Raw genomic sequence first — 21,635 nt, forward strand, 5'->3', positions numbered from 1 at the left:
GCGGCCACCACGCGTATCAAGAGGAGTCAAGCCCTCACAAGCACCCGCGGGGCGCAGTCCAGCAGCGGGCCCGAGAGGCCCGTCCGGGGGGTGCTGCGCCATCGCCGTCATCCTCAAATGGTACACCAGTTCGATCAGATTCACAAGGGTCAACCGCGTGAAAATCCTTGTAATGCATGATGTTTCGCGTAGCCGATGACCGACCGACCACCTCGCGCGGTGGGATGTGCTGGCTCGGAACGCGGCCGGAACCAGAGGTGGGCCGTTAGCACGCTTCGGGGCCGAGCCGGCTGTCGGACTAGCCCCCGCACGTTGACGTGCGCGCCCGCCCGTCAAGTGGCGCGGGGCACCACGAGGAGCACCACGCGGAGGTGGACAGGAGCCCGGTGGGCTCCCCAGACTCCAAGGTTGCCGCCCCGGGCACGAGACGGCGCCGACCGGCATACCCGTCCTTGGCACAATGACCCGGTGAGCCCGCTCGATCCCGATATCGCCGCCCGCCTCAAGCGGGACGCCGCGGGCCTGGTGGCCGCGATCGTCCAGCAGCACGACACCCGCGAAGTTCTGATGCTCGGCTGGATGGACGACGAGGCGCTGCACCGGACCCTGACGGGCGGGCGGGTGACCTTCTGGTCGCGCAGCCGGGGGGAGTACTGGCGCAAGGGCGACACCAGCGGCCACGCGCAATTCGTCAGGGCCGTCGCTCTCGACTGCGATGGCGACGCGCTCCTGGTCAGTGTCGAGCAGGTCGGGGCGGCCTGCCACACCGGTGACCACACCTGCTTCGACGCCGGCTCCCTACCGGCCCACGTGACCCAGGAAGCGGAGGCAAGTCAGTGAGCGTCGGCCTGCCCGATCTGTCCTATGGCGCCACCTGGCCCGCCCTCGACACCTTCGCCGTCCTCGCGCAGGACCGCCGAGTGGTGCCCGTCGTGCGCCGGCTGCTCGCCGACGGCGAGACCCCGCTCGCGGTCTATCGCAAACTCGCCCAAGGGAATCCGGGCACCTTCCTCCTCGAATCGGCTGAGCACGGCGGGGTATGGAGTCGCTACTCGATCATCGGCGCGGCCAGTCGCGCGACCCTCACCGAGCGCGACGGTGAGGCCTTCTGGATCGGCGAGGCACCCGTCGGCGCACCCACCAGCGGCGACCCCGTGCAGGCGGTCCGGGACACAGTCCAGGCGCTCGCCACCGAGGCCATTCCGGGCCTGCCCCCGTTGACCAGCGGGCTCGTGGGGTCCATCGCGTATGACGCCGTCCGCCGCTGGGAACGCCTGCCGCAGAAGGCGGTTGACGATCTCGACCTGCCAGAGATTGCGATGGTGCTCGCCACCGATGTCGCGGTACTCGACCACAGCGACGGCTCCGTGTTGCTCGTCGCGAATGCCATCAACTACGACAACACCGACGAACGCGTCGAATGGGCCTGGCGCGACGCGGTCGAGCGCCTCGATGCCATGACGGCGGCCCTCGCCGTCCCCACCGCCAGCACCGTCGCGGTGCTCGACCCGCGCGCCGCCGACGAGGCGCTGCGCACGGTCCGCTCGAACCTGACGCAGGAGCATTTCGAGGACCTCGTCGAGTGCTGCAAGGAGGACATCCGGGCCGGAGAGGCCTTCCAGATCGTGCTCTCGCAGCGCTTCGACCTGGATTGTTCCGCCGATGGTTTGGACGTCTATCGCGTTCTGCGGTCGAGCAATCCGAGCCCGTATATGTACTTCTTCCGGCTCGAACATCCCGCTGGTGGCAGCTTCGATATCGTCGGCTCCTCGCCGGAAGTGCACGTCAAGGTCACCGGACGCGAGGTCATCCTGCACCCCATCGCCGGCACCCGCCCGCGCGGCAAGACGCCCGAGCACGACCAGCAGCTTGAGGTCGACCTGCTCGACGATCCCAAGGAGCGCTCCGAGCACGTCATGCTGGTCGACCTCGGCCGCAACGACCTCCAGCGTGTCTGTCAGGCCGGCAGCGTCGATGTCGTGGAGTTCCTCAATATCCGCCGCTACAGCCACGTGATGCACCTGGAGTCCACGATCGTCGGGCACCTGGGGGAGGGGCGCACGGCATACGACGCCCTCGCCGCGACCTTCCCTGCCGGCACGCTCTCCGGCGCGCCGAAGCCGCGGGCGATGCAGTTGATCGAGACCTACGAACCCACCCGGCGCGGGATCTACGGCGGGGTCGTGGGCTACCTCGACTTCCACGGCGATATGGACGTCGCCATCGCCATCCGCACCGCTGTGCTCGCCCACGGGAAGGCCTTTGTGCAGGCCGGCGCCGGGATTGTGGCCGATAGCGTGCCCCTGATGGAGTTCGAAGAGACCCGCAACAAGGCCGCCGCCGTGCTGCGCGCCGTGGCCGCAGCCGAGACCTTGCGTGCCCCATGAGCCGTATGCCGTGGACCGGCCCCCGCATCGTGTTGCCGGTAGCGCTCGCCGCTGCCGCCGTAGCGGCTATTTCGGGTCGCCGGACGTGGCTGACCGGACAGACGGCGGATGCCGTGCTCGGGTCGGCCACGATTCGCGCCGCGGGTGCCGACGTGGTGCCTGGTCTCGTGGCGATCGCCCTGGTGCTTGGGGCCGGAGTGCTGGCCGCTGCCACGGCCGGGCCGCTCGCACGCCGGATTGCCTTGATCGCGGCGGCCTCCGCGGGTGTTCTGCTTTCGGTGCTCTCCCTCCGGGCGGTGACGTCGGCCGCAGGCCTGCTCGGCACCTTGGCGGCCGAGCGGACCAGCCGCACGGGCTCCATACCCGTGCAGGACATCGCCGTCAGTCCCTGGCCCTGGCTGGTCGCGGCCGCCGCCGCACTGGCGACGGTGGCCGTGCTCGGTGGCCTCGCCGGTGCCGGCCGGTGGCGGGGCCTGTCCCAGCGGTATGACGCCCCCTCCACCCCCGCCCTGCCCACCTCCGGGGACGGCAGCGCTGCGGGCTCTCGGGGTGAACGCACGCCGGTTGCGTGGGATGACATGGACAAGGACATCGACCCCACCGCGCACTGACGCAGTGCGGCGCGAAATCGTCACGTCCGGTCGAGTTCGGCAGGTTGATGTGACGAACTCGGCCGAAACTGACGACCTGGGCGTGAGGTCGTCACTTTGGGAATTCGCAGCACGCCCTAGACTCTGCGACAACGCGTGTCGGCAGAGCGAGAGGGCAGCACACAATGGCGCACGAAGAGCACGAGAGCCACGGTCACAGCGTGGCCGCCTGGGCGAGTAGCTTCGTCATGATCATCGCGTCGGCGCTGGCGTGCCTCGGCCTGGTCATCGACAATCGGCCGCTCACCATCGCCGCGGCCGTCGCCTTCGTCATCGGCGCCCTGCTGTGGCCGCTCCTGTCGCGCATGGGCTATGGCGACAAGAACCCGGTCCGCTCCCTCTACAGCTGACGCCGCTCAACCCCGTCGAGTTCGGGAAACACGCCGACGCGCTGGTGTGATCCTCGGCGTGTTTCCCGAACTCGACGATCAGCCATCGCCTCGAATGCGTCGCCCGCGCACGCCGTCCCGCCTCGTGGGGCGTTGCATGACGCGCTCGCGAACCGGGATAGCGTGATCCCATGCCCACCACCGCCACCGTTCTCGACGCGCTCATCGCGGGCGTGCGCGAGGACTTGGCCGTCCGAATGGCCGCCACGCCGCTCGCCGACGTCATCGCGGCAGCCCACGCGGCACCACCGGCGATCCCCGTCCTGCCGCGCCTGACCACGGGTCGGCTCGGCGTCATCGCCGAGGTCAAGCGCTCTAGCCCAAGCAAGGGCGCGCTCGCGGACATTCCGGATCCGGCGGCGCTCGCCACGGCATACCAAGCCGGCGGAGCCGCAGCCATCTCGGTCCTGACCGAGCAGCGCCGCTTCGGCGGCAGCCTCGCGGACCTCGACGCCGTCCGCGCCGCGGTGCGAATCCCAGTGCTGCGCAAGGATTTCATGGTCGAGGACTACCAATTCTATGAGGCCCGCGCCCATGGTGCCGACCTCGTGCTGCTCATTGTCGCGGCCCTCACCGATGGCGAACTTGCCCACTTCCACGGCCTCGCCCGCGACCTCGGCATGACCGCTCTCGTGGAGGTCCACGACGCCGACGAGATCGAGCGCGCCCTCGCGATCGAGCCCGCGCTGCTCGGCGTCAACGCCCGCAACCTCAAGACCCTCGATGTCGACGCGGACGCCTTCAGTCGCCTGATCGCGCAGGTCCCGGATGGCGTCGTCCCGGTCGCCGAAAGTGGCATCCTCGCCACCGCCGATGCCCAGCGGTATGCCCGTGAAGGCGCCGCGGCGGTCCTCGTCGGCGAAGCGCTGGTCAAGGACGGCGATCCCCGCGGCGCCGTCGCGGCGATGTCCGCCATACCCACCGGAGCACCCCGATGACCGACACCCCCACGCCCGGCCGGTTCGGTCGGTTCGGTGGCCGCTACGTCCCCGAAGCCCTCATCCCGGCCCTCGAACAACTCGACGAGGTGCGCCAGAAAGCTGCCGTCGACCCCGACTTCCTCGACGAACTCGACCGGCTGCACCGCACCTACACCGGCCGGCCGAGCATCATCACCGAAGTGCCCCGGTTCGCGGCCCACGCCGGCGGCGCCCGCGTCATCCTCAAGCGCGAAGACCTCAACCACACCGGCTCCCACAAGATCAACAACGTCCTCGCGCAAGCTTTGCTGACCAAGCGCATGGGCAAGCGGCGCATCATCGCCGAGACCGGCGCCGGACAGCACGGCGTGGCCACTGCCACCGCCGCCGCCCTCATGGGCTTGGACTGCACGATCTATATGGGCAAGGTCGACACCGAGCGGCAAGCGCTCAATGTCGCGCGGATGAAGATCCTCGGCGCTGAAGTCGTCGCCGTCGAGCACGGCAGCCAGACCCTCAAGGACGCCATCAACGAGGCGCTGCGCGACTGGGTCGCCAATGTCGACGACACCCACTATGCGATCGGCACCGTCACCGGCCCGCACCCCTTCCCCGAGATGGTGCGCGAGTTCCACAAGATCATCGGCATCGAGGCCCGCCAACAGGTGCTCGATCTGACCGGCCGGCTGCCGGATGCCGTCATTGCCTGCGTCGGTGGCGGCTCGAACGCCATGGGCATCTTCCACCGGTTCATCGAGGACGAGGGCGTGCGCCTGATCGGCGTCGAGGCCGGGGGAGAGGGCATCGAGTCCGGCCGGCACGCAGCACGCTTCGCCGTCGCGGAGCCCGGTGTTCTCCATGGCGCCATGAGCTATCTCATGCAGGACGAGGACGGCCAGACGCTCGAATCCCATTCCGTCAGTGCAGGTTTGGACTATCCCAGCGTCGGACCGGAGCACTCATACCTTCGCGATATCGGCCGCGCCGAATACCGCTATGCCACCGACGAGGCGACGATGGAAGCCTTCCGGCTGCTCTGCCGCACCGAGGGCATCATCCCCGCGCTCGAGTCCGCCCACGCGCTCGCCGGCGCCCTCGAGGTCGGCAAAGAACTCGGTCCGGACGCCCTGCTGCTGGTGAACCTCTCGGGCCGTGGCGATAAGGACATGCACACCGCCGCCGCCTGGTTCGGCCTGATCGAGGAGGCCCGATGACGGCCATCGGCACCGCCGCCGGCACTGCCGAGGTCCTGGCACGGTGCAAGGCCGAGGGCCGCGCCGCCCTCATCGGCTACCTCCCCGTCGGCTTCCCCGATCACGCCGGGTCCTTGCGCGCCATGACCACGATGGTCGAGAACGGCTGCGACATCATCGAGATCGGCGTGCCCTTTAGCGATCCCGTTATGGATGGCGGCGCCGTCCAGCGCGCGGCGGGTATGGCGCTCGCGGGCGGCACCCGGGTCGCTGACGTCTTCGACGCGGCCCGCACCGTCCGCGAGGCCGGCGCACCGCCGATGGTCATGACCTACTGGAATCTCGTCCTGCGCCGCGGCGTCGCCCGCTTCGCCGACGAATTCGCCGCCGCCGGCGGGGCCGGGCTGATCACCCCTGACCTGATCCCCGACGAAGCGGGCGACTGGATCGCGGCGAGCGAGCGCACCGGCCTGGACCGGGTCTTCCTCATCGCCCCAAGTTCCACTCCCGAGCGGCTCGCCGCGGTCACCAGCCAGTGCCGAGGGTTTGTGTATGCCGCCTCCACCATGGGCGTCACCGGCGTCCGGGCCACTGTCGGCTCCGCGGCCCGCGATCTCGTGGAGCGGGCGCGGGAGGTCACCGACATACCCATTTGCGTCGGACTCGGGGTGAGCACGGGGGAGCAGGCGGCCCAGGTGGCCGGCTTCGCCGATGGCGTGATCGTCGGATCCGCCCTGGTCAGCACCCTCTTCGACACCGATCTCGAGGCCGGTCTGGAGCGACTGGCCGCCCTGACGCGCGAATTGGCCGCGGGTGTGCGGCAAGGACAGGCGCAGTGACCCGCGAGATCGCCCCCGACACCGGGTCGGACCTCGACGACGGCGCGCACGGCATACCCCTGCGCAAGCGACGCATCCTCTTCGGGGAGATGCTGATCTTCGCGATCCTGAGCCTGATCGCCTCCTTCGTGCTGTCGTATGACGCGATCGTCCTCGCCCGCGATCCGCAGGCCGAGCTGAGCTGCTCGATCAACGCCATCATCGACTGCGCCAAGGTCGGCACCACCTGGCAGGCCAATATTTTCGGCTTCCCCAATGCCTTCCTCGGCCTGATCTCCGAACCCGTCGTCATGACGATCGCTGTCGCATCCCTGGCCGGCGTGCGCTTCCCGCGCTGGTTTATGTTCACCGGCAACGTCTGCTACCTGCTCGGCGTGATCTTTGCCTACTGGCTGCTCTTCCAATCGACCTATGTCATCGGCGCGCTCTGCCCCTGGTGCCTGCTCGTCACCTTGTCCACGACCTTCGTCTTCAGTTCGATGACGCAGTGGAACATCCTCGAAGGCAACCTCTTCCTGCCCGAAGGGGCTCAGCGCGCGGCGCGCCGTCTCGTGGAGCACGGGTGGTTCACGGTTGGGCTCATCGCGTGGGTGACAATCGTTGTCATCATCGAGCTCCTCAAGTGGGGCCACCGCTTCCTCTGACCCGCATCACCGCATACTCGAACACCGCCTAAGGAATCCCGCTCATGGCCAAGCAACCCAGCAGCAATCGCGCGAACCGCGGTCACTCGACGGCGCAGCCGCAAGACCGCGCCGCCAAGATCCGCGCGGCGCAGAAGGCCACGACGACCACGGGCGGCGCCAACAAGATCACCATCGCCGGCATCGTCGCGATCCTGGCGATCATCGCCGTCGTCGGCGGTGTGATCTGGTCCCAGAAGTCGTCCGAGACCGACGCCGGTTCGGGCAACCCGAACCCGCCGGCCGGCGCGACGGTCGCTGATGGCTACCGTGCTTTCGCGGACGTCACCCTGAAGGCCGGAGCTCCGACCCTGACGATCTTCGAGGACTTCCAGTGCCCGGTCTGCGGGCAGTTCGAGGCGGCTGCGGGCGCGGCGGTCGAGGAGTTGGCCAAGGCCGGCGACGTCAAATTGCAGTACCACATCATGAATTTCCTCGACGGCAAGTTCAACGTCAAGCAGTCCACGCCGATCGCCAATGGCGCCTTCTGCGCCGCCGACCAGGGCAAATGGCAGGAGTTCCACGACGCGGCATACAAGAGCCAGGCCGAAGAGGGCAAGTCTGTCACCAAGGACCAGCTCACCGGCTATGCGACCGCCGCCGGTCTGTCCGGCACGGCGCTAGAGAAGTGGACCGCGTGCTCGGATGCCGGCAAGTACAACGCCTATATCGCGAACTCCAATGATGCCGCGGGCAAGGCCGGCGTCGGGGGCACCCCGACCGTCCGCCTGAACGGCAAGGACATCCCGCTGGCCACCGCCGCCGACCCCACCGCCTTGAAGAAGGCCGTCGCGGACGCGACGGGCAAGTAAGGCCTAGCGCTTGCTGACCTATATCCCGAGCCCCACCGTCGGAGCCATCCACCTCGGGCCGCTGACGATCCGCGGGTATGCCCTGTGCATCCTCGCCGGCATCGTCATCGCCGTCTGGCTCACGCAGGTCCGCCTGGTGCACCGCGGCGGCAAGCCCGGGCAGGCCCTCGATGTCGCCACCTGGGCGGTGCCCTTCGGCATCATCGGCGGCCGGCTCTACCACGTGATCACCTCGCCGGACGCCTATTTCGGGGAGGGCGGCCACCCGATCGATGCGCTCAAGATTTGGCACGGCGGCCTCGGCATTTGGGGCGCCGTCGCGCTCGGCGCCCTTGGGGCGTGGCTCGGGTGCCGCCGCCATGGCGTGCGCTTCCTCGACTTCGCCGATGCTGCTGCTCCCGGCGTCGCGATCGCGCAGGCCCTCGGCCGATGGGGCAATTGGTTCAACAACGAGATCTATGGCGCCCCGAGCACCGACCCCTGGGCCGTCCAGATCCACCAGTGGGACACCCTCGCGGGCCGGGCCGTCACCGACACCAACGGCAAGGCCGTCGTGCTCGGCACCTTCGAGCCGACCTTCCTCTACGAGTCGATCTTCTGCCTCATGCTGGCGATCATCCTGCTGCTGCTGGATCGTCGCTATGCGCTGCGGCCCGGCCAGCTCTTCGCCATCTATGTCGCGGGCTATCCCACCTTCCGCATCGTTATCGAGAAGATGCGCACCGACGAGGCGCACATCATCCTCGGCCAGCGGCTCAACGTCTGGACCTCGCTGGCCGTCTTCCTGATCGGCATTGGCTTGTATGTGTGGGCCGGTCGCCGCCCGCGAGCCGTCGCGCCAGTCTCACAGAGTGAGAAAATACCGACCACATCGTAGGACGGCCCGATGATAGGGTCGAGTTCACGTGGCCGCCGCCGTCCACGGCTGCGGCCCACGGGGCGCAGCAATTTTCCACGACAGTTCTTCTCGGATCGGACGGTGACGCGATGACATCTGCCCTCTTCGGCAGCCTGCCTGCGGACCAGGGGCTTTATCGCCGCGAGTTCGAACATGACGCGTGCGGCGTCGCCATGGTGGCCACCCTGCGCGGCACACCCGGCCACGACATCGTCGTCAACGCGCTCACCGCGCTGACCAATCTGGACCACCGCGGCGCCACCGGAGCCGACCCGCTCGTCGGCGATGGCGCGGGCATCCTCACCCAGGTCCCCGACGCCTTCCTGCGCGCCGTCACCGGGTTCACGCTCCCCGCCGCCGGGTCGTATGCCGTGGGTTCGGCCTTCCTGCCCGCCGACCCCGAGACCCGGGCCCGCACCGTGGCCGCCGTCGAGGATCTCGCCGCGGAAGAGGGGCTGGACGTCATCGGCTGGCGCGAGGTGCCGGTCACCCCGAGCCTGGTCGGCCAGGCCGCCCGCGACTGTATGCCGCACTTCGCGCAGCTCTTCGTCGCCGCGGCCAACGCCAGCCTGCGGGGCATCCACCTGGACCGCCGGGCATACTGCCTGCGCAAGCGCGCCGAACGCGAGCAGGATGTCTACTTCGCCTCCTTCTCGGCACGCACCCTGGTCTACAAGGGCATGCTCACCACGGGGCAGCTGGAACCCTTCTTCCCCGACCTGTCCGACGAGCGCTTCGTCACCGAACTCGCGCTCGTGCACAGCCGGTTCTCGACCAACACCTTCCCGTCCTGGCCGCTGAGCCACCCCTACCGGCTGATCGCGCACAACGGCGAGATCAACACGGTCAAGGGCAATCGCAACTGGATGGCGGCGCGCGAGTCGCAGCTGGAATCCGACCTGATCCCCGGTGACCTCGAGCGGCTCTCGCCGATCTGTCCGCCCGGCGGCTCGGACTCCGCATCCTTCGACGAGGTCCTCGAACTGCTCCACCTCGGTGGCCGCAGCCTGCCGCATGCCGTCCTCATGATGATCCCGGAGGCCTGGGAGAACCACGAGGAGATGGACCCCGACCGCAAGGCCTTCTATGAGTTCCACTCGATGTTCATGGAGCCGTGGGACGGCCCAGCCTGCGTCACTTTCACCGACGGGACTTTGATCGGCGCGGTCCTGGACCGCAATGGCCTGCGCCCCGGCCGCTACTGGGTCACCGACGACGGCCTGGTCGTCCTGGCCTCCGAAAGCGGCGTCCTGGACATCGCCCCGGAGAAGGTCATCCGCAAGGGCCGGCTGCAGCCGGGCCGGATGTTCCTCGTTGACACCGCGCAGGGACGGATCATCGAGGACGAAGAGGTCAAGTCCCAGCTCGCGACCCAGCTGCCGTATGCCGATTGGCTGCACGCCGGGCTGATCCACCTCGCTGACCTGCCGGAGCGCGAGCACATCGTGCACACCGCCAAGTCGGTAGCCCGCCGCCAGCAGACCTTCGGCTACACGCAGGAGGAGCTGCGGATCCTGCTCTCGCCGATGGCCCGCACCGGCTATGAAGCTCTGGGCTCGATGGGCACCGACAGCCCGATCGCGGTGCTCTCGGAGAAGCCGCGGCTGCTCTTCGACTACTTCACTCAGCTCTTTGCCCAGGTCACCAACCCGCCGCTGGACGCGATCCGCGAGGAATTGGTCACTGCCCTGGGCGTCGCGGTCGGGCCGGAGGGCAATGTCCTGACGGCGACGCCGGCGCATGCCCGGCAGCTGGTCCTCAACTTCCCCGTCATCGACAATGACGAACTCGCCAAGATCATCCGCATCAACGCCGATGGCAACCTGCCCGGCTACGCCACGCATGTGGTCAAGGGTCTGTATGACGTGAGCGGCGGAGAGGCGGCCCTCGCCGAGCGCTTGCAAGAGATTTTCGCCGAGGTCAGCCAGGCGATCGCCGATGGCGCTCGCTTCGTCGTCCTCTCCGACCGCGACTCCAATCGCGACAAGGCGCCGATCCCGTCGCTGCTGCTGTGTTCCGCGGTGCATCACCACCTGATCCGGGAGAAGACCCGCACCCAGGTCGGTCTGATCATCGAGACCGGCGATGTCCGCGAGGTCCACCACGTCGCGCTGCTCATTGGGTATGGCGCGGCCGCCATCAACCCCTATCTCGCGATGGAGTCGGTGGAGGATCTGGTGCGTTCCGGCGCCATCACCGGCGTGACGGGCGAGCAGGCCGTCAAGAACCTCATCAAGGCGCTCGGCAAGGGCGTGTTGAAGGTGATGTCCAAGATGGGCATCTCGACGGTCGCGTCCTATCGCGGGGCCCAGGTCTTCGAGGCCATCGGCCTCTCGCAGGACTTGGTCGACGCCTACTTCACCGGCACCGTCAGCCAACTCGGCGGGGTCGGGCTTGATGTCATCGCCGCGGAGTGCGCGGCCCGGCACAGCGCGGCATACCCACCCGAAGGCGTGCGCCTCCCGCACCGGACCCTGGAGGTCGGCGGGGAGTATCAATGGCGCCGTGAGGGTGAGCCGCACCTCTTCGACCCGGAGACGGTCTTCCGGCTGCAGCACTCGACGCGGCAGCGGCGCTACGACATCTTCAAGCAGTACACCGCCCGCGTCGATGAGCAGGCCGAGCGGCTGATGACGCTGCGTGGACTGTTCGCCTTCAAGGACGGGCAGCGGCCGGCCGTGCCGATCGAGGAGGTCGAGCCGGTTGCGGAGATCGTCAAGCGCTTCAACACCGGCGCGATGAGCTATGGCTCGATCAGCCTCGAGGCGCACCAGACGCTGGCCATCGCGATGAACCGCCTGGGCGGTCGGTCCAACACGGGGGAGGGCGGCGAGGATCTGGAGCGGCTGCTTGACCCGCAGCGGCGCAGCGCGATCAAGCAGGTGGCCTCCGGGCGCTTCGGCGTCACCTCGGCATACCTCACGCACGCCGACGACATCCAGATCAAGATGGCGCAGGGCGCCAAGCCCGGCGAGGGTGGCCAACTTCCGGCGCACAAGGTCTATCCGTGGGTGGCCAAGACCCGGCACTCCACGCCGGGTGTCGGTCTGATCAGCCCGCCGCCGCACCACGACATCTACTCCATCGAGGATCTGGCCCAGCTGATCCACGACCTGAAGAACGCCAATCCAGCCGCCCGGATTCACGTGAAGCTGGTGTCCGAGGTTGGCGTCGGCACGGTGGCCGCCGGCGTGTCCAAGGCGCACTCCGATGTCGTGCTCATCTCCGGCCACGATGGCGGCACCGGCGCCTCGCCGCTCACCTCGCTCAAACACGCCGGCGCGCCGTGGGAGCTCGGCCTGGCCGAGACCCAGCAGACGTTGGTGCTCAACGGCCTGCGGGACCGCATCGTGGTCCAGGTCGACGGGCAGTTGAAGACCGGACGCGATGTGGTGATCGCGGCCTTGCTCGGGGCCGAGGAGTTCGGTTTCGCGACGGCGCCGCTGGTCGTCAGCGGCTGCATCATGATGCGCGTCTGCCATCTCGACACCTGCCCCGTCGGCATCGCGACCCAGAATCCTGAGCTGCGCGCGCGCTTCAGCGGCCAGCCGGAGTTCGTCGAGACCTTCTTCGAATACATCGCGCAGGAGGTCCGCGAACACCTCGCGGCGCTCGGCTTCCGCTCGATCGAGGAGGCGATCGGTCAGGTCGGCGCGCTCGACACCGATGCGGCGATTCACCACTGGAAGGCCAGTGGCATGGATCTCGCGCCGATCCTCACGGAGGCGGTGCCGAGCGATGGCGCGACGCGCTTCGCCACGGTCAGCCAGGACCACGGCCTCGAGAAGGCACTCGACCACCAGTTGATTGCGATGGCGCTGCCGGCCCTCGACGATGGCGAGCCGGCCCGCGGCACCCTCGGCATCCGCAATGTCCACCGCACCGTCGGCACCATGCTCGGCCACGAGGTGACCACCCGCTCGGTGGCCGGCTTCGACGACGGCCGCATCGACCTAACGCTCACCGGTTCGGCGGGCCAGTCCTTCGGCGCGTTCTTGCCGCCGGGCGTCACGCTGCGCCTGGTGGGCGATGCGAATGACTATGTCGGCAAGGGGCTTTCGGGCGGCCGCGTCGTCGTCCGGCCGCACCCCGAATCAGTTTTCGTCGCCGAGGATAATGTCATTGCCGGCAATGTCATCGGCTATGGCGCGACCAGCGGCCAGATCTTCCTGCGCGGCAGCGTCGGCGAACGCTTTTGCGTCCGCAACTCCGGCGCCACCGCGGTTGTGGAGGGCGTCGGCGACCACGGCTGTGAATATATGACCGGCGGAGTGGCTGTCGTCCTGGGCCGCATCGGCCGCAACTTCGCGGCCGGCATGAGCGGCGGTATGGCGTTCGTGCTCGACCTACCGGCCAGCCGGGTCAACCCCGAATTCGTCGACGTGCTGCCCCTGCGAGAGAGTGACGAAGACTTGCTCCGCGGCTTGCTGGAGCAGCACCTGGAGGCGACCGATTCGGCCGTCGCCAAGGCTCTGCTGGCCGACTGGGCGGAGGCGAAATCCCGGCTCTCCCTGGTGCTCCCGCGCGACTATGCCCGGGTGCTGCAGGTGCGGGCGACCGCCGAGGCTGAGGGCATCGAGCCCGACAGCGAGATCATCTGGGAGCGAATCATGGAGGCGGCTCGTGGCTGACCCACAAGGCTTTCTGAAGACCCGTGAGCGGGAGTTGCCGACGCGCCGGCCGGTGCCAGTGCGCATCCAAGACTGGAAAGAAGTCTACGAAGCGCAGGAAGTTTCGCAATTGCAGCGGCAGGCCGGCCGCTGCATGGACTGCGGAATCCCGTTCTGCCACAGCGGATGTCCGCTCGGCAACCTCATCCCGGAGTGGAATGACCTCGCGTGGCGCGGTGACTGGCGCGGTGCCATTGAGCGCTTGCACGCGACCAACAACTTCCCCGAGTTCACCGGCCGGCTCTGCCCGGCGCCGTGCGAGACGGCGTGCGTGCTGGGCATCAACCAGCCCGCCGTGACGATCAAGCAGGTGGAGGTGACGACGATCGAGCGCGCCTTCGAGGCGGGCACGGTCACGCCGCAGCCGCCGGAGCGCCTGTCCGGCAAGACGGTCGCCGTCGTGGGCTCTGGCCCCGCGGGGCTGGCGGTCGCGCAGCAACTCACCCGGGCCGGGCATACGGTCGCGGTCTACGAGCGGGCCGACAAGCCGGGCGGCCTGCTGCGCTATGGCATACCCGAGTTCAAGATGGAGAAGTCGGTCCTGGACCGGCGGATCTCCCAGATGGAGGCCGAGGGCACGCGCTTCCGGTGTGGCGTCGATGTCGGCGGCACGGTCACCGGCCAGCAACTGCGGGATCGGTATGACGCCGTCGTCCTCGCCATCGGAGCCACCGTGCCGCGTGACCTGCCGGTGCCTGGACGCGAGGCGTCGGGCGTGGTGCAGGCCATGGACTTCCTCCCGCCGGCCAACCGGGTCGCGCTGGGGGAGCAGGTCAAGGACCAGATCACGGCGACCGGCAAAGATGTCATCGTCATCGGCGGCGGCGACACCGGCGCCGACTGCATCGGCACCTCGCACCGCCAGGGTGCACGGTCGGTCACCAGCCTGGAGATCATGCCGCAACCTGGCCCGGAGCGGGCCGCGGAGCAGCCGTGGCCGACATACCCGATGATCTTCCGGGTCGCGAGCGCGCACGAGGAGGGTGGTGAGCGGTTGTATGGCGTGTCCACCCAGGAGATCGTCGCCGACGAATCGGGCGCGGTCAGTGGGCTGCGCGTCAGCGATGTGCGGATGGGCGAACGCGGCTTCGAGCCGGTCGAGGGCACCGAGCGCGTCCTGCCCGCGCAACTAGTATTGCTGGCGATGGGCTTCCTCGGACCCCAGCGCGACGGCCTGGTCGAGCAGCTCGGTGTCGACCTTGACGAGCGCGGAAATGTGGTGCGCGGCAAGGATTTCCAGACCAGCGTGCCGGGCGTCTTCGTCGCCGGTGACGCTGGTCGCGGCCAGTCATTGATCGTCTGGGCGATTGCCGAGGGCCGCTCTGCCGCCCGCGGCGTCGACACCTTCCTCATGGGCGCCTCGCAACTGCCCCGCCCGATCAACCCAGCCGACCGGCCCCTCACCGTCTGACACCGTCCGTCTGACTGCGGTGCGCTGAGGTCGTCAGTTTCGGCCGAATTCGTCAGATTGACCTGACGAACTCGGCCCAAACTGACGAACTCGCGCTCGGCGGCGCGCCCTTCCCCATTCCGGCCTTCGAGCCGGGCAAGTGCAAATTCGACTATCGGGCCGCTGTGCTGCGCCTGAACAGCGCCGGTGGTGTGCGATGGCAGACCCGCGTGCCGTGGGTGCGAGCCCGCTAGCCGAGGGAGAATCGCTGGGCTACTCCGCTGCACTGGCCGTGACCGGTTCGTATGTGGTTTCCCAGAGCGATGAAGAGCAGCCTCGGGTCTTCGCCATGGCGGTGGATACCGGTGCGCCGCAATGGATCCGAACCGTCACCTATCCCTTGATCTCGATCATGAGCACGGGGCGGGACAACCTCGTGATGCACGATGACGGCCGACTGGCCGGCCTCGACCCCGGTGGCGACGTGGTGCTGCATACGGCGGATCAAGAGCTCTTCTGCGACTGAGGGACACGATGTGGCCCCGGTCACGGGGTAAAGGCTTACACCGATAGCATGGCGAGTATGCGTCGAGCCAAGATCGTCTGCACCCTCGGCCCCGCGACCTCCTCTCCGGAACAGCTGGACCAATTGGTCCGCGCGGGGATGGATGTGGCTCGGCTGAACCTCTCGCACGGCGGGTATGCCGATCACGAGGCGGTCTACAACAATGTGCGGCACGCCTCCAATGAGGTCGGGCGCGCGGTCGGGGTGCTCGTCGATCTGCAGGGGCCGAAGATCCGCACCGCACGCTTCAGCGGCGGCCCGATCGAGCTCGTCGCGGGGGACACCTTCACGATCACGACCCGGGGCGTGGACGGCAATCAGGAGCAGGTGGGCACGACATATGCCGGCCTGCCGGGCGATGTGAAGCCGGGGGACACCCTGCTCATCGACGACGGCAAAGTCGAGTTGGTCGCTACCGCGGTGACCGAGACCGATGTGACGTGCCAGGTCGTCGAGGGCGGCACCGTTTCCAACAACAAGGGCATCAACCTGCCCGGCGTGGCCGTCTCGGTGCCCGCCCTGTCGGAGAAGGATGAGGCCGATCTGCGCTGGGCCCTGCACCTGACCGCGGACTTCATCGCGCTCTCGTTCGTGCGCAGTGCCGAGGACATCGTGCGGGTCCACGAGATCATGGACGAAGAAGGCATCCGCCTTCCCGTCATCGCGAAGATCGAAAAGCCCCAGGCCGTCGAGAATCTCGAACAGATCGTCGAGGCCTTCGACGGCATCATGGTGGCGCGCGGTGACCTTGGCGTTGAACTGCCGCTGGAGCAGGTTCCGCTGGTGCAGAAGCGCGCTGTGGAGATCGCCCGGCGCAATGCCAAGCCGGTGATCGTCGCGACGCAGGTGCTCGAGTCGATGATCGAGAACCCGCGCCCGACCCGCGCCGAGGCCTCGGATGCCGCGAATGCCGTGCTCGATGGCGCTGACGCGCTGATGCTCTCCGGCGAGACGAGCACCGGCGCACACCCGATCACGGCGGTGCGCACGATGGCCCGCATCATCGAGAGCATCGAGGAGACCGCTTTCGACCGGATCGCCCCGCTGAACTCGCCTCCGCACACGGTCAGCGGCGCCATCACGCGCGCGGCCGCTGATATCGCCAACCTCGTCGGTGCTCGCTATTTGGTGACGTTCACGACCTCCGGCGGGTCGGCGCGCGCGATGTCGCGCCTGCGGCCCTACCGGCCGATGCTGGCCTTTACCCCGAGTCAGGCCACCCGCAGCCAGCTCGCGCTGAGCTGGGGTGTGGAGACCTTCATCGTCCCGAATGTCACGCACACCGACGACATGGCGTTCCAAGTCGACGAGGCTCTGCTGAGGGACAAGAACTGCCCGGAAGGCGAGCGAGTGGTTATCGCGGCGGGCAGCCCTCCCGGAGTTTCGGGCACCACGAACGCACTGCGGGTCCACTCGGTGGGAGATGCGATGAATCACAGGGGTGCGTTCGCGGACCTCTGATCGGGGAGGCGGTGGGCCCCGGTATGCTGCCCACTGCACCTCGCCGGGGTGGTGGAATGGCAGACACGGAGCACTCAAAATGCTTTGCCGCAAGGCGTGCGGGTTCGAATCCCGCTCCCGGCACCAGACGATGACGTCAACCGCAGTTCGGGCACGGAGGGGCACACACATGAGGAGCGCGCGATGAGCACGAACGCGCAGGCGGGTCCGCGTATCGTCGTCGCCGAGGACGAGGCCATCATCCGGCTCGACCTCGTGGAGATGCTCGGCGAGGCCGGCTATGACGTGATCGGCCAGGCCAGCAATGGCGAGCAGGCTGTGGAGATGGCCGTCGCGCTCACGCCCGATCTGGTGATCATGGACGTCAAGATGCCGGTCATGGACGGGCTGTCGGCCGCCGACGAGATCGGCAAGCAGCGCATCTGCCCGGTCATCATGCTCACGGCCTTCTCGCAGACCGAACTCGTCGAGCGGGCCCGGGATGCCGGCGTCATGGCCTATATCGTCAAGCCCTTCACCGCGGCCGACCTGGCCCCGGCCATCCACATCGCGCTCTCCCGGTGGGCCGAGCTGAAAGAACTCGAAAAGGAAGTCGCCGATCTCGGCGAGGCCCTGGAGACCCGCAAGGCCGTCGAGCGCGCCAAGGGTGTGCTGATGAAGAAGCTGAAGCTCACGGAGGCCGACGCCTTCCGCTGGATCCAAAAGACCGCGATGGATCGGCGGATGGGGATGAAAGAGGTCGCCGACGCCGTCATCGCCGGCATCGACAAGGCCTAATTTCCGCCGCGGCGACGGCTCGTTCGTCACATCCGCACCGTGTGTCACAACCGCCCACTGACCGGCGGAAATGGCTTTCCCGTACCCCCTTTTGTCCGGCCCGCAGGGTGATCTAGAGTCACAGATGCACGGCTTCCAGGTACTCGAAGTATCTGGCTCGTCCCCCCTACGCCGTGCCGTGGATGTTGTCGAAGGAGCCCCCGTGGCGCGCCCGCATGTCACCGTGAGCAAGGCCTCGGCGCAGGACGCCGGCACCCTCTCGGCCCTGTGGATCGAGTCGGCCCTCAGCCTGGGGCAATTGACGCAGGACGCGGCGGCGCGGCTCGCGAATGCCGGCCGAGTCGAGGACGCAGTCCATCGTCCCGGGACCAGCGTCCTGCTCGCCTGGCTCGACGGTATGCCGGTGGGTTTCGCCGTCGTCAACGTCCGCCATCACGGGCTGATTGACGCCCCGGCCCTGGCCATCGATGAGTTGTATGTCCGTCTCGAGGCCCGTCGCCAGGGCGTCGCTGGCCACCTGCTCGCCGGGGTGGCCCGGCTCGCGGAGAGTCAGGGCCAAGAACTCGTCTTCGCCCAGGTCTCCGCGACGGACAAAATCAGCAATCGTTACTTCGCCCGGCTCGGCTTCGCCACCACGACCACCCGTCGGGTCGTGCCGACCGCCGTCCTGCGCCGAAAGCTCGCTGGCGCCGACACCGCCTCGCGGGATGTGTTGCTCGGCAAGCGACGCACCCTGCGTGCCCGCGCGGGTCTCGGCGCACCCGCCGGGCCGGTCCGCAGCCTGCCGATGCGGCGCGCCGCGGCCGGCTGAGGTCCGCATACCTCCTGATCAGCCGGCGGCCGGCGCGCCCGGCGGCAGATCGCGGATCAGGCAGGTCAGCCGCGAGGTGCAGCAGCGCCTGCCGTCCTCGTCGGAAATGACAATCTCGTAGGACACCATCGTGTTGCCAGCGCTGAGCAAGGTCGCAACTCCGGTCACGAGGCCCGCTCGGGCGGCACGGTGGTGTGTTGCGTTGATGTCAATGCCGACCGCGATCTTGCCTTCTCCGGCGTTGAGAACCGCACCAAAGGAGCCGAGGGTTTCGGCGAGCACGACGCTCGCGCCGCCGTGGAGCAGTCCATAGGGCTGGGTGTTTCCCGCCACCGGCATGGTGGCGACCAGCCGTTCCGGGGAGACCTCGGTGAACTCGATCCCCATGCGCTCCATGAGGGTCCCGTGAGACATCGCATTGACGGTCCTAAGCATCTCGTCTTCGGGCAGAGCAGGTGGGCTGTCAGTCATGGGCCATAGGCTGCCATGCGTGAGTCGATTGCTGCTGCTGGACGGTCATTCCCTGGCCTATCGGGCCTTCTTCGCGCTGCCCGCGGAGAACTTCTCGACCAAGACGGGCCAGCACACCAATGCGGTATATGGCTTCACCTCGATGCTGATCAACGTCCTGCGCGACGAGGACCCGACGCACCTCGCGGTGGCGTTCGATGTCTCTCGGGACACCTTCCGGGCCCAGGAGTATGCCGAGTACAAGGCGGGTCGGTCGGCCACCCCGAGCGAGTTCTCCGGGCAGTTGCCGCTGCTGCGGGAGGTGCTCGATGCGCTGAAGATCCGGTGGATCGAGGTGCCGGGCTTCGAGGCGGACGACATCATCGCGACCCTGACGACGCAGGCGACCGAGCGGGACATGGAGGTCGTCATCTGCTCGGGCGACCGGGACGCCTTCCAACTCGTCTCCGACCGGGTGACGCTGCTATATCCCGTGCGCGGGGTGTCGGAGGTGTGGCGGATGGACCCGGCCAAAGTGAGCGAGAAGTATGGCGTGCCCCCCGAGCGCTATAGCGATCTCGCGGCTCTGGTGGGGGAGACCAGCGACAACCTGCCGGGCATCCCGGGGGTGGGTCCGAAGACCGCGGCGAAGTGGATCACGCAATATGACGGGCTGACCGGGATCGTCGCCCACATCGATCAGATCGGCGGCAAGGTCGGCGACGCGCTGCGCGCCAACCTCGACCAGGTGCTGCGAAACCGACGGCTCAACCAACTCGTGCGCGATCTCGACACCGGGGTTGGTCTCGATGACCTGCAGCGCACGATGTGGGATCGCGAGAAGGTGCACGAGGTCTTCGATGCCCTGGAGTTCCGGGTGCTGCGCGAGCGGCTCTTCGCGACCTTCGACACCGCGGCGGTCGAGGCGGATGGCGGATTCGAGATCGAGTCGACGGTCCTGTCCGGAGACGACGTGCCCGCGTGGTTCGCGGGTCCCGGGCGCGCCGGGCCGGTGGGGGTGCACGTGGTGGGGTCGTGGGCCCGGGGGACCGGCGACGTGGGTGCCTTGGCACTCGCGCCGACGGAGGGACCGGTGGCGTATGTCGATGTGACGCCGCTCGATCCGGCGGGTGACACTGCGCTCGCAGCGTGGTTGGCCGATGAGTCGGCGCCCAAAATCCTGCACGACGCCAAGGGGCCGATGCACGCGCTGCACGCGCGTGGCTGGGAGTTGCGCGGGGTGCAGCAGGACACGGCGCTCGCGGCATACCTCGTCAAGCCGGACCAGCGCGACTTCGATCTGGCCGACCTGGTGCTGCGGATGCTCGGGCGCGACTTGCGCGCGGAGTCTGGCGCTCAGGACGGCATGCTCGATTTCGGCGCCGACGATCAGGCCGAGATCGACGCCGCGGCGGTGCGTGCGCGGGCGGTGTTGGATCTCGGGACCGAGCTGGCCGGCCAGGTGGCGGCCGCGGGCGGGACTGAGTTGTTGCAGCAGGTCGAGCTTCCGCTGGTCGGGGTGCTCGCCGAGATGGAGCAGACCGGCATTGCCGTCGACCTGGAGCATCTAGAGGGCTTGGAGAAGGACTTCGCCGATGCCGTCGAGCGTGCGCAAGAGGATGCCTATGACGCGATCGGTGGCGAGCAGATCAACCTCGGGTCGCCGAAGCAGTTGCAGGTCGTGCTCTTCGACACGCTCGGGATGCCTAAGACCAAGCGCACCAAGACGGGGTGGACGACCGACGCCGAGGCGCTCGCGGATCTTTTTGCCAAGACCGAGCATCCCTTCTTGGAAGCCTTGCTGCGCCACCGCGACGCCACGCGACTGCGGGTCACCGTCGAGGGCCTGCTGAAGTCGGTGGCGGACGACGGGCGCATCCATACGACCTATGAGCAGACGATCGCAGCGACCGGCCGACTGTCGTCGAAAGATCCGAACCTGCAGAACATCCCGATCCGCACCGACGAGGGCCGCCGGATCCGCGAATCCTTTGTCGTGGGGCCTGGTTTCGAGTCGTTGATGTCGGTCGACTACAGCCAGATCGAGATGCGGATCATGGCGCACCTGTCCGGTGATGCCGGGCTGATCGAGGCCTTCCGGACGGGCGAGGACCTGCACCGCTTTGTCGGGTCGCGCGTGTTCGGGGTGGAGCCGGCTGATGTGACGCCGGCGATGCGCAGCAAGGTCAAGGCGATGTCCTATGGCCTGGCGTATGGGTTGTCGGCCTTCGGGCTCTCACGCCAGTTGACGATTCCGGTCGAGGAGGCGCGAGCGTTGATGGAGGAGTATTTCGCCCGGTTCGGTGGGGTGCGCGACTACCTTCGCGATGTCGTGGCGGACGCTCGGGCCACGGGCTATACCGAGACGATGCTCGGCCGCCGCCGCTACCTGCCCGATCTGACCAGCGACAACCGGCAGCGTCGCGAGATGGCCGAACGGATGGCGCTCAACGCGCCCATTCAGGGCAGCGCGGCCGACATCATGAAAGTGGCCATGCTGGGTGCCCATCGTGGCCTGGGCGAGGCCGGGCTGCACTCCCGCTTGCTGCTGCAGGTGCACGACGAGCTGGTCGTGGAGGTGGCTCCCGGCGAGGGCGAACGGGTCGAGAAGATCCTGCGCCGGGAAATGGGCAGCGCAGCCGGAGAGATTGACGTCCCCCTGGATGTCGCGGTCGGGATCGGCCATTCCTGGCACGATGCCGGGCACTGAGACTGCAGCACCGAGCCCATCCGCGGGCGG

General features: G+C 68.1%; 18 protein-coding genes and 1 tRNA gene. 18 read left to right on the forward strand and 1 reads right to left on the reverse strand.

Annotated elements, in window-relative coordinates; translation table 11 throughout:
* Window positions 1–468 precede the first annotated feature (468 nt).
* The 17 genes from hisI to ABD225_RS05480 all read left to right on the forward strand — a co-directional run bounded on the left by hisI (window position 469) and on the right by ABD225_RS05480 (window position 18,445).
* The gene (hisI, locus tag ABD225_RS05400; protein WP_344082246.1) at window positions 469–840 is read left to right on the forward strand and encodes a phosphoribosyl-AMP cyclohydrolase; all 372 of its coding nucleotides are present in this window, start codon (window positions 469–471) and stop codon (window positions 838–840) included.
* Complete coding sequence (locus ABD225_RS05405) at window positions 837–2,387, forward strand: anthranilate synthase component I (protein WP_344082248.1); 1,551 nt, start codon at window positions 837–839, stop codon at window positions 2,385–2,387. Before hisI ends, ABD225_RS05405 begins: the two co-directional genes overlap by 4 nt.
* Window positions 2,384–2,998: a Trp biosynthesis-associated membrane protein gene (locus ABD225_RS05410; protein WP_344082250.1), complete on the forward strand. Its 615-nt coding sequence runs from the start codon at window positions 2,384–2,386 to the stop codon at window positions 2,996–2,998. Before ABD225_RS05405 ends, ABD225_RS05410 begins: the two co-directional genes overlap by 4 nt.
* Before the next feature lie 164 nt (window positions 2,999–3,162).
* On the forward strand, window positions 3,163–3,387 hold the full coding sequence (locus ABD225_RS05415; protein WP_344082252.1) for an HGxxPAAW family protein: 225 nt from the start codon (window positions 3,163–3,165) through the stop codon (window positions 3,385–3,387).
* A 170-nt stretch (window positions 3,388–3,557) separates the two neighbouring features.
* A complete protein-coding gene (trpC, locus tag ABD225_RS05420; RefSeq protein WP_344082254.1) occupies window positions 3,558–4,364 on the forward strand; it encodes an indole-3-glycerol phosphate synthase TrpC in 807 nt (268 codons plus the stop codon).
* A complete protein-coding gene (gene trpB, locus ABD225_RS05425; RefSeq protein ID WP_344082256.1) occupies window positions 4,361–5,560 on the forward strand; it encodes a tryptophan synthase subunit beta in 1,200 nt (399 codons plus the stop codon). The genes trpC and trpB overlap by 4 nt, the downstream gene beginning before the upstream one ends.
* Window positions 5,557–6,378: a tryptophan synthase subunit alpha gene (trpA, locus tag ABD225_RS05430; RefSeq protein ID WP_344082258.1), complete on the forward strand. Its 822-nt coding sequence runs from the start codon at window positions 5,557–5,559 to the stop codon at window positions 6,376–6,378. The genes trpB and trpA overlap by 4 nt, the downstream gene beginning before the upstream one ends.
* A complete protein-coding gene (locus ABD225_RS05435) occupies window positions 6,375–7,022 on the forward strand; it encodes a vitamin K epoxide reductase family protein (RefSeq protein WP_344082260.1) in 648 nt (215 codons plus the stop codon). Before trpA ends, ABD225_RS05435 begins: the two co-directional genes overlap by 4 nt.
* 44 nt (window positions 7,023–7,066) lie before the next feature.
* Entirely contained in the window at window positions 7,067–7,873 is an 807-nt protein-coding gene (locus ABD225_RS05440) for a DsbA family protein (protein WP_344082262.1), read from the forward strand.
* A 10-nt stretch (window positions 7,874–7,883) separates the two neighbouring features.
* A complete protein-coding gene (gene lgt / locus ABD225_RS05445; RefSeq protein ID WP_344082264.1) occupies window positions 7,884–8,750 on the forward strand; it encodes a prolipoprotein diacylglyceryl transferase in 867 nt (288 codons plus the stop codon).
* A gap of 110 nt (window positions 8,751–8,860) precedes the next feature.
* The gene (gene gltB / locus ABD225_RS05450; RefSeq protein WP_344082266.1) at window positions 8,861–13,402 is read left to right on the forward strand and encodes a glutamate synthase large subunit; all 4,542 of its coding nucleotides are present in this window, start codon (window positions 8,861–8,863) and stop codon (window positions 13,400–13,402) included.
* Window positions 13,395–14,852 carry a glutamate synthase subunit beta gene (locus ABD225_RS05455; RefSeq protein WP_344082268.1) on the forward strand — a complete coding sequence of 486 codons (1,458 nt, stop codon included), beginning with the start codon at window positions 13,395–13,397 and terminating at the stop codon, window positions 14,850–14,852. The genes gltB and ABD225_RS05455 overlap by 8 nt, the downstream gene beginning before the upstream one ends.
* Before the next feature lie 196 nt (window positions 14,853–15,048).
* A complete protein-coding gene (locus ABD225_RS05460) occupies window positions 15,049–15,357 on the forward strand; it encodes a hypothetical protein (RefSeq protein WP_344082270.1) in 309 nt (102 codons plus the stop codon).
* A 57-nt stretch (window positions 15,358–15,414) separates the two neighbouring features.
* Window positions 15,415–16,857, forward strand: coding sequence for a pyruvate kinase (gene pyk, locus ABD225_RS05465; RefSeq protein WP_344082272.1), 1,443 nt, complete (start codon window positions 15,415–15,417; stop codon window positions 16,855–16,857).
* A 42-nt stretch (window positions 16,858–16,899) separates the two neighbouring features.
* Window positions 16,900–16,983 (forward strand) — tRNA-Leu (locus ABD225_RS05470).
* Between the two features lie 57 nt (window positions 16,984–17,040).
* The gene (locus tag ABD225_RS05475; protein WP_344082274.1) at window positions 17,041–17,634 is read left to right on the forward strand and encodes an ANTAR domain-containing response regulator; all 594 of its coding nucleotides are present in this window, start codon (window positions 17,041–17,043) and stop codon (window positions 17,632–17,634) included.
* A 202-nt stretch (window positions 17,635–17,836) separates the two neighbouring features.
* Window positions 17,837–18,445 (forward strand): GNAT family N-acetyltransferase, encoded by a 609-nt coding sequence (locus ABD225_RS05480; protein WP_344082276.1) that lies wholly within the window; start codon window positions 17,837–17,839, stop codon window positions 18,443–18,445.
* A gap of 18 nt (window positions 18,446–18,463) precedes the next feature.
* On the opposite strand, the gene ABD225_RS05485 is transcribed toward ABD225_RS05480, so the two are convergent.
* Window positions 18,464–18,916: a hotdog fold thioesterase gene (locus tag ABD225_RS05485; RefSeq protein ID WP_344082278.1), complete on the reverse strand. Its 453-nt coding sequence runs from the start codon at window positions 18,914–18,916 to the stop codon at window positions 18,464–18,466.
* A 19-nt stretch (window positions 18,917–18,935) separates the two neighbouring features.
* On the opposite strand from ABD225_RS05485, the gene polA reads away from it, so the two are divergent.
* Window positions 18,936–21,605 (forward strand): DNA polymerase I, encoded by a 2,670-nt coding sequence (polA, locus tag ABD225_RS05490; protein WP_344082280.1) that lies wholly within the window; start codon window positions 18,936–18,938, stop codon window positions 21,603–21,605.
* Window positions 21,606–21,635 lie beyond the last annotated feature (30 nt).

It is taken from the genome of Nostocoides veronense, assembly GCF_039531185.1.
GTDB classification, from domain to species: Bacteria; Actinomycetota; Actinomycetes; order Actinomycetales; family Dermatophilaceae; genus Nostocoides_A; species Nostocoides_A veronense.

Excerpts from the sequence above, each read along its gene's own strand:
- trpB (WP_344082256.1), top strand. The coding sequence starts at position 4,361 with ATGACCGACACCCCCACGCCCGGCCGGTTCGGTCGGTTCGGTGGCCGC.
- ABD225_RS05475 (WP_344082274.1), top strand. The coding sequence starts at position 17,041 with ATGAGCACGAACGCGCAGGCGGGTCCGCGTATCGTCGTCGCCGAGGAC.
- gltB (WP_344082266.1), top strand. The coding sequence starts at position 8,861 with ATGACATCTGCCCTCTTCGGCAGCCTGCCTGCGGACCAGGGGCTTTAT.
- ABD225_RS05415 (WP_344082252.1), top strand. The coding sequence starts at position 3,163 with ATGGCGCACGAAGAGCACGAGAGCCACGGTCACAGCGTGGCCGCCTGG.
- trpA (WP_344082258.1), top strand. The coding sequence starts at position 5,557 with ATGACGGCCATCGGCACCGCCGCCGGCACTGCCGAGGTCCTGGCACGG.
- ABD225_RS05440 (WP_344082262.1), top strand. The coding sequence starts at position 7,067 with ATGGCCAAGCAACCCAGCAGCAATCGCGCGAACCGCGGTCACTCGACG.
- ABD225_RS05485 (WP_344082278.1), bottom strand. The coding sequence starts at position 18,916 with ATGACTGACAGCCCACCTGCTCTGCCCGAAGACGAGATGCTTAGGACC.
- pyk (WP_344082272.1), top strand. The coding sequence starts at position 15,415 with ATGCGTCGAGCCAAGATCGTCTGCACCCTCGGCCCCGCGACCTCCTCT.
- ABD225_RS05460 (WP_344082270.1), top strand. The coding sequence starts at position 15,049 with ATGGCAGACCCGCGTGCCGTGGGTGCGAGCCCGCTAGCCGAGGGAGAA.
- trpC (WP_344082254.1), top strand. The coding sequence starts at position 3,558 with ATGCCCACCACCGCCACCGTTCTCGACGCGCTCATCGCGGGCGTGCGC.
- ABD225_RS05410 (WP_344082250.1), top strand. The coding sequence starts at position 2,384 with ATGAGCCGTATGCCGTGGACCGGCCCCCGCATCGTGTTGCCGGTAGCG.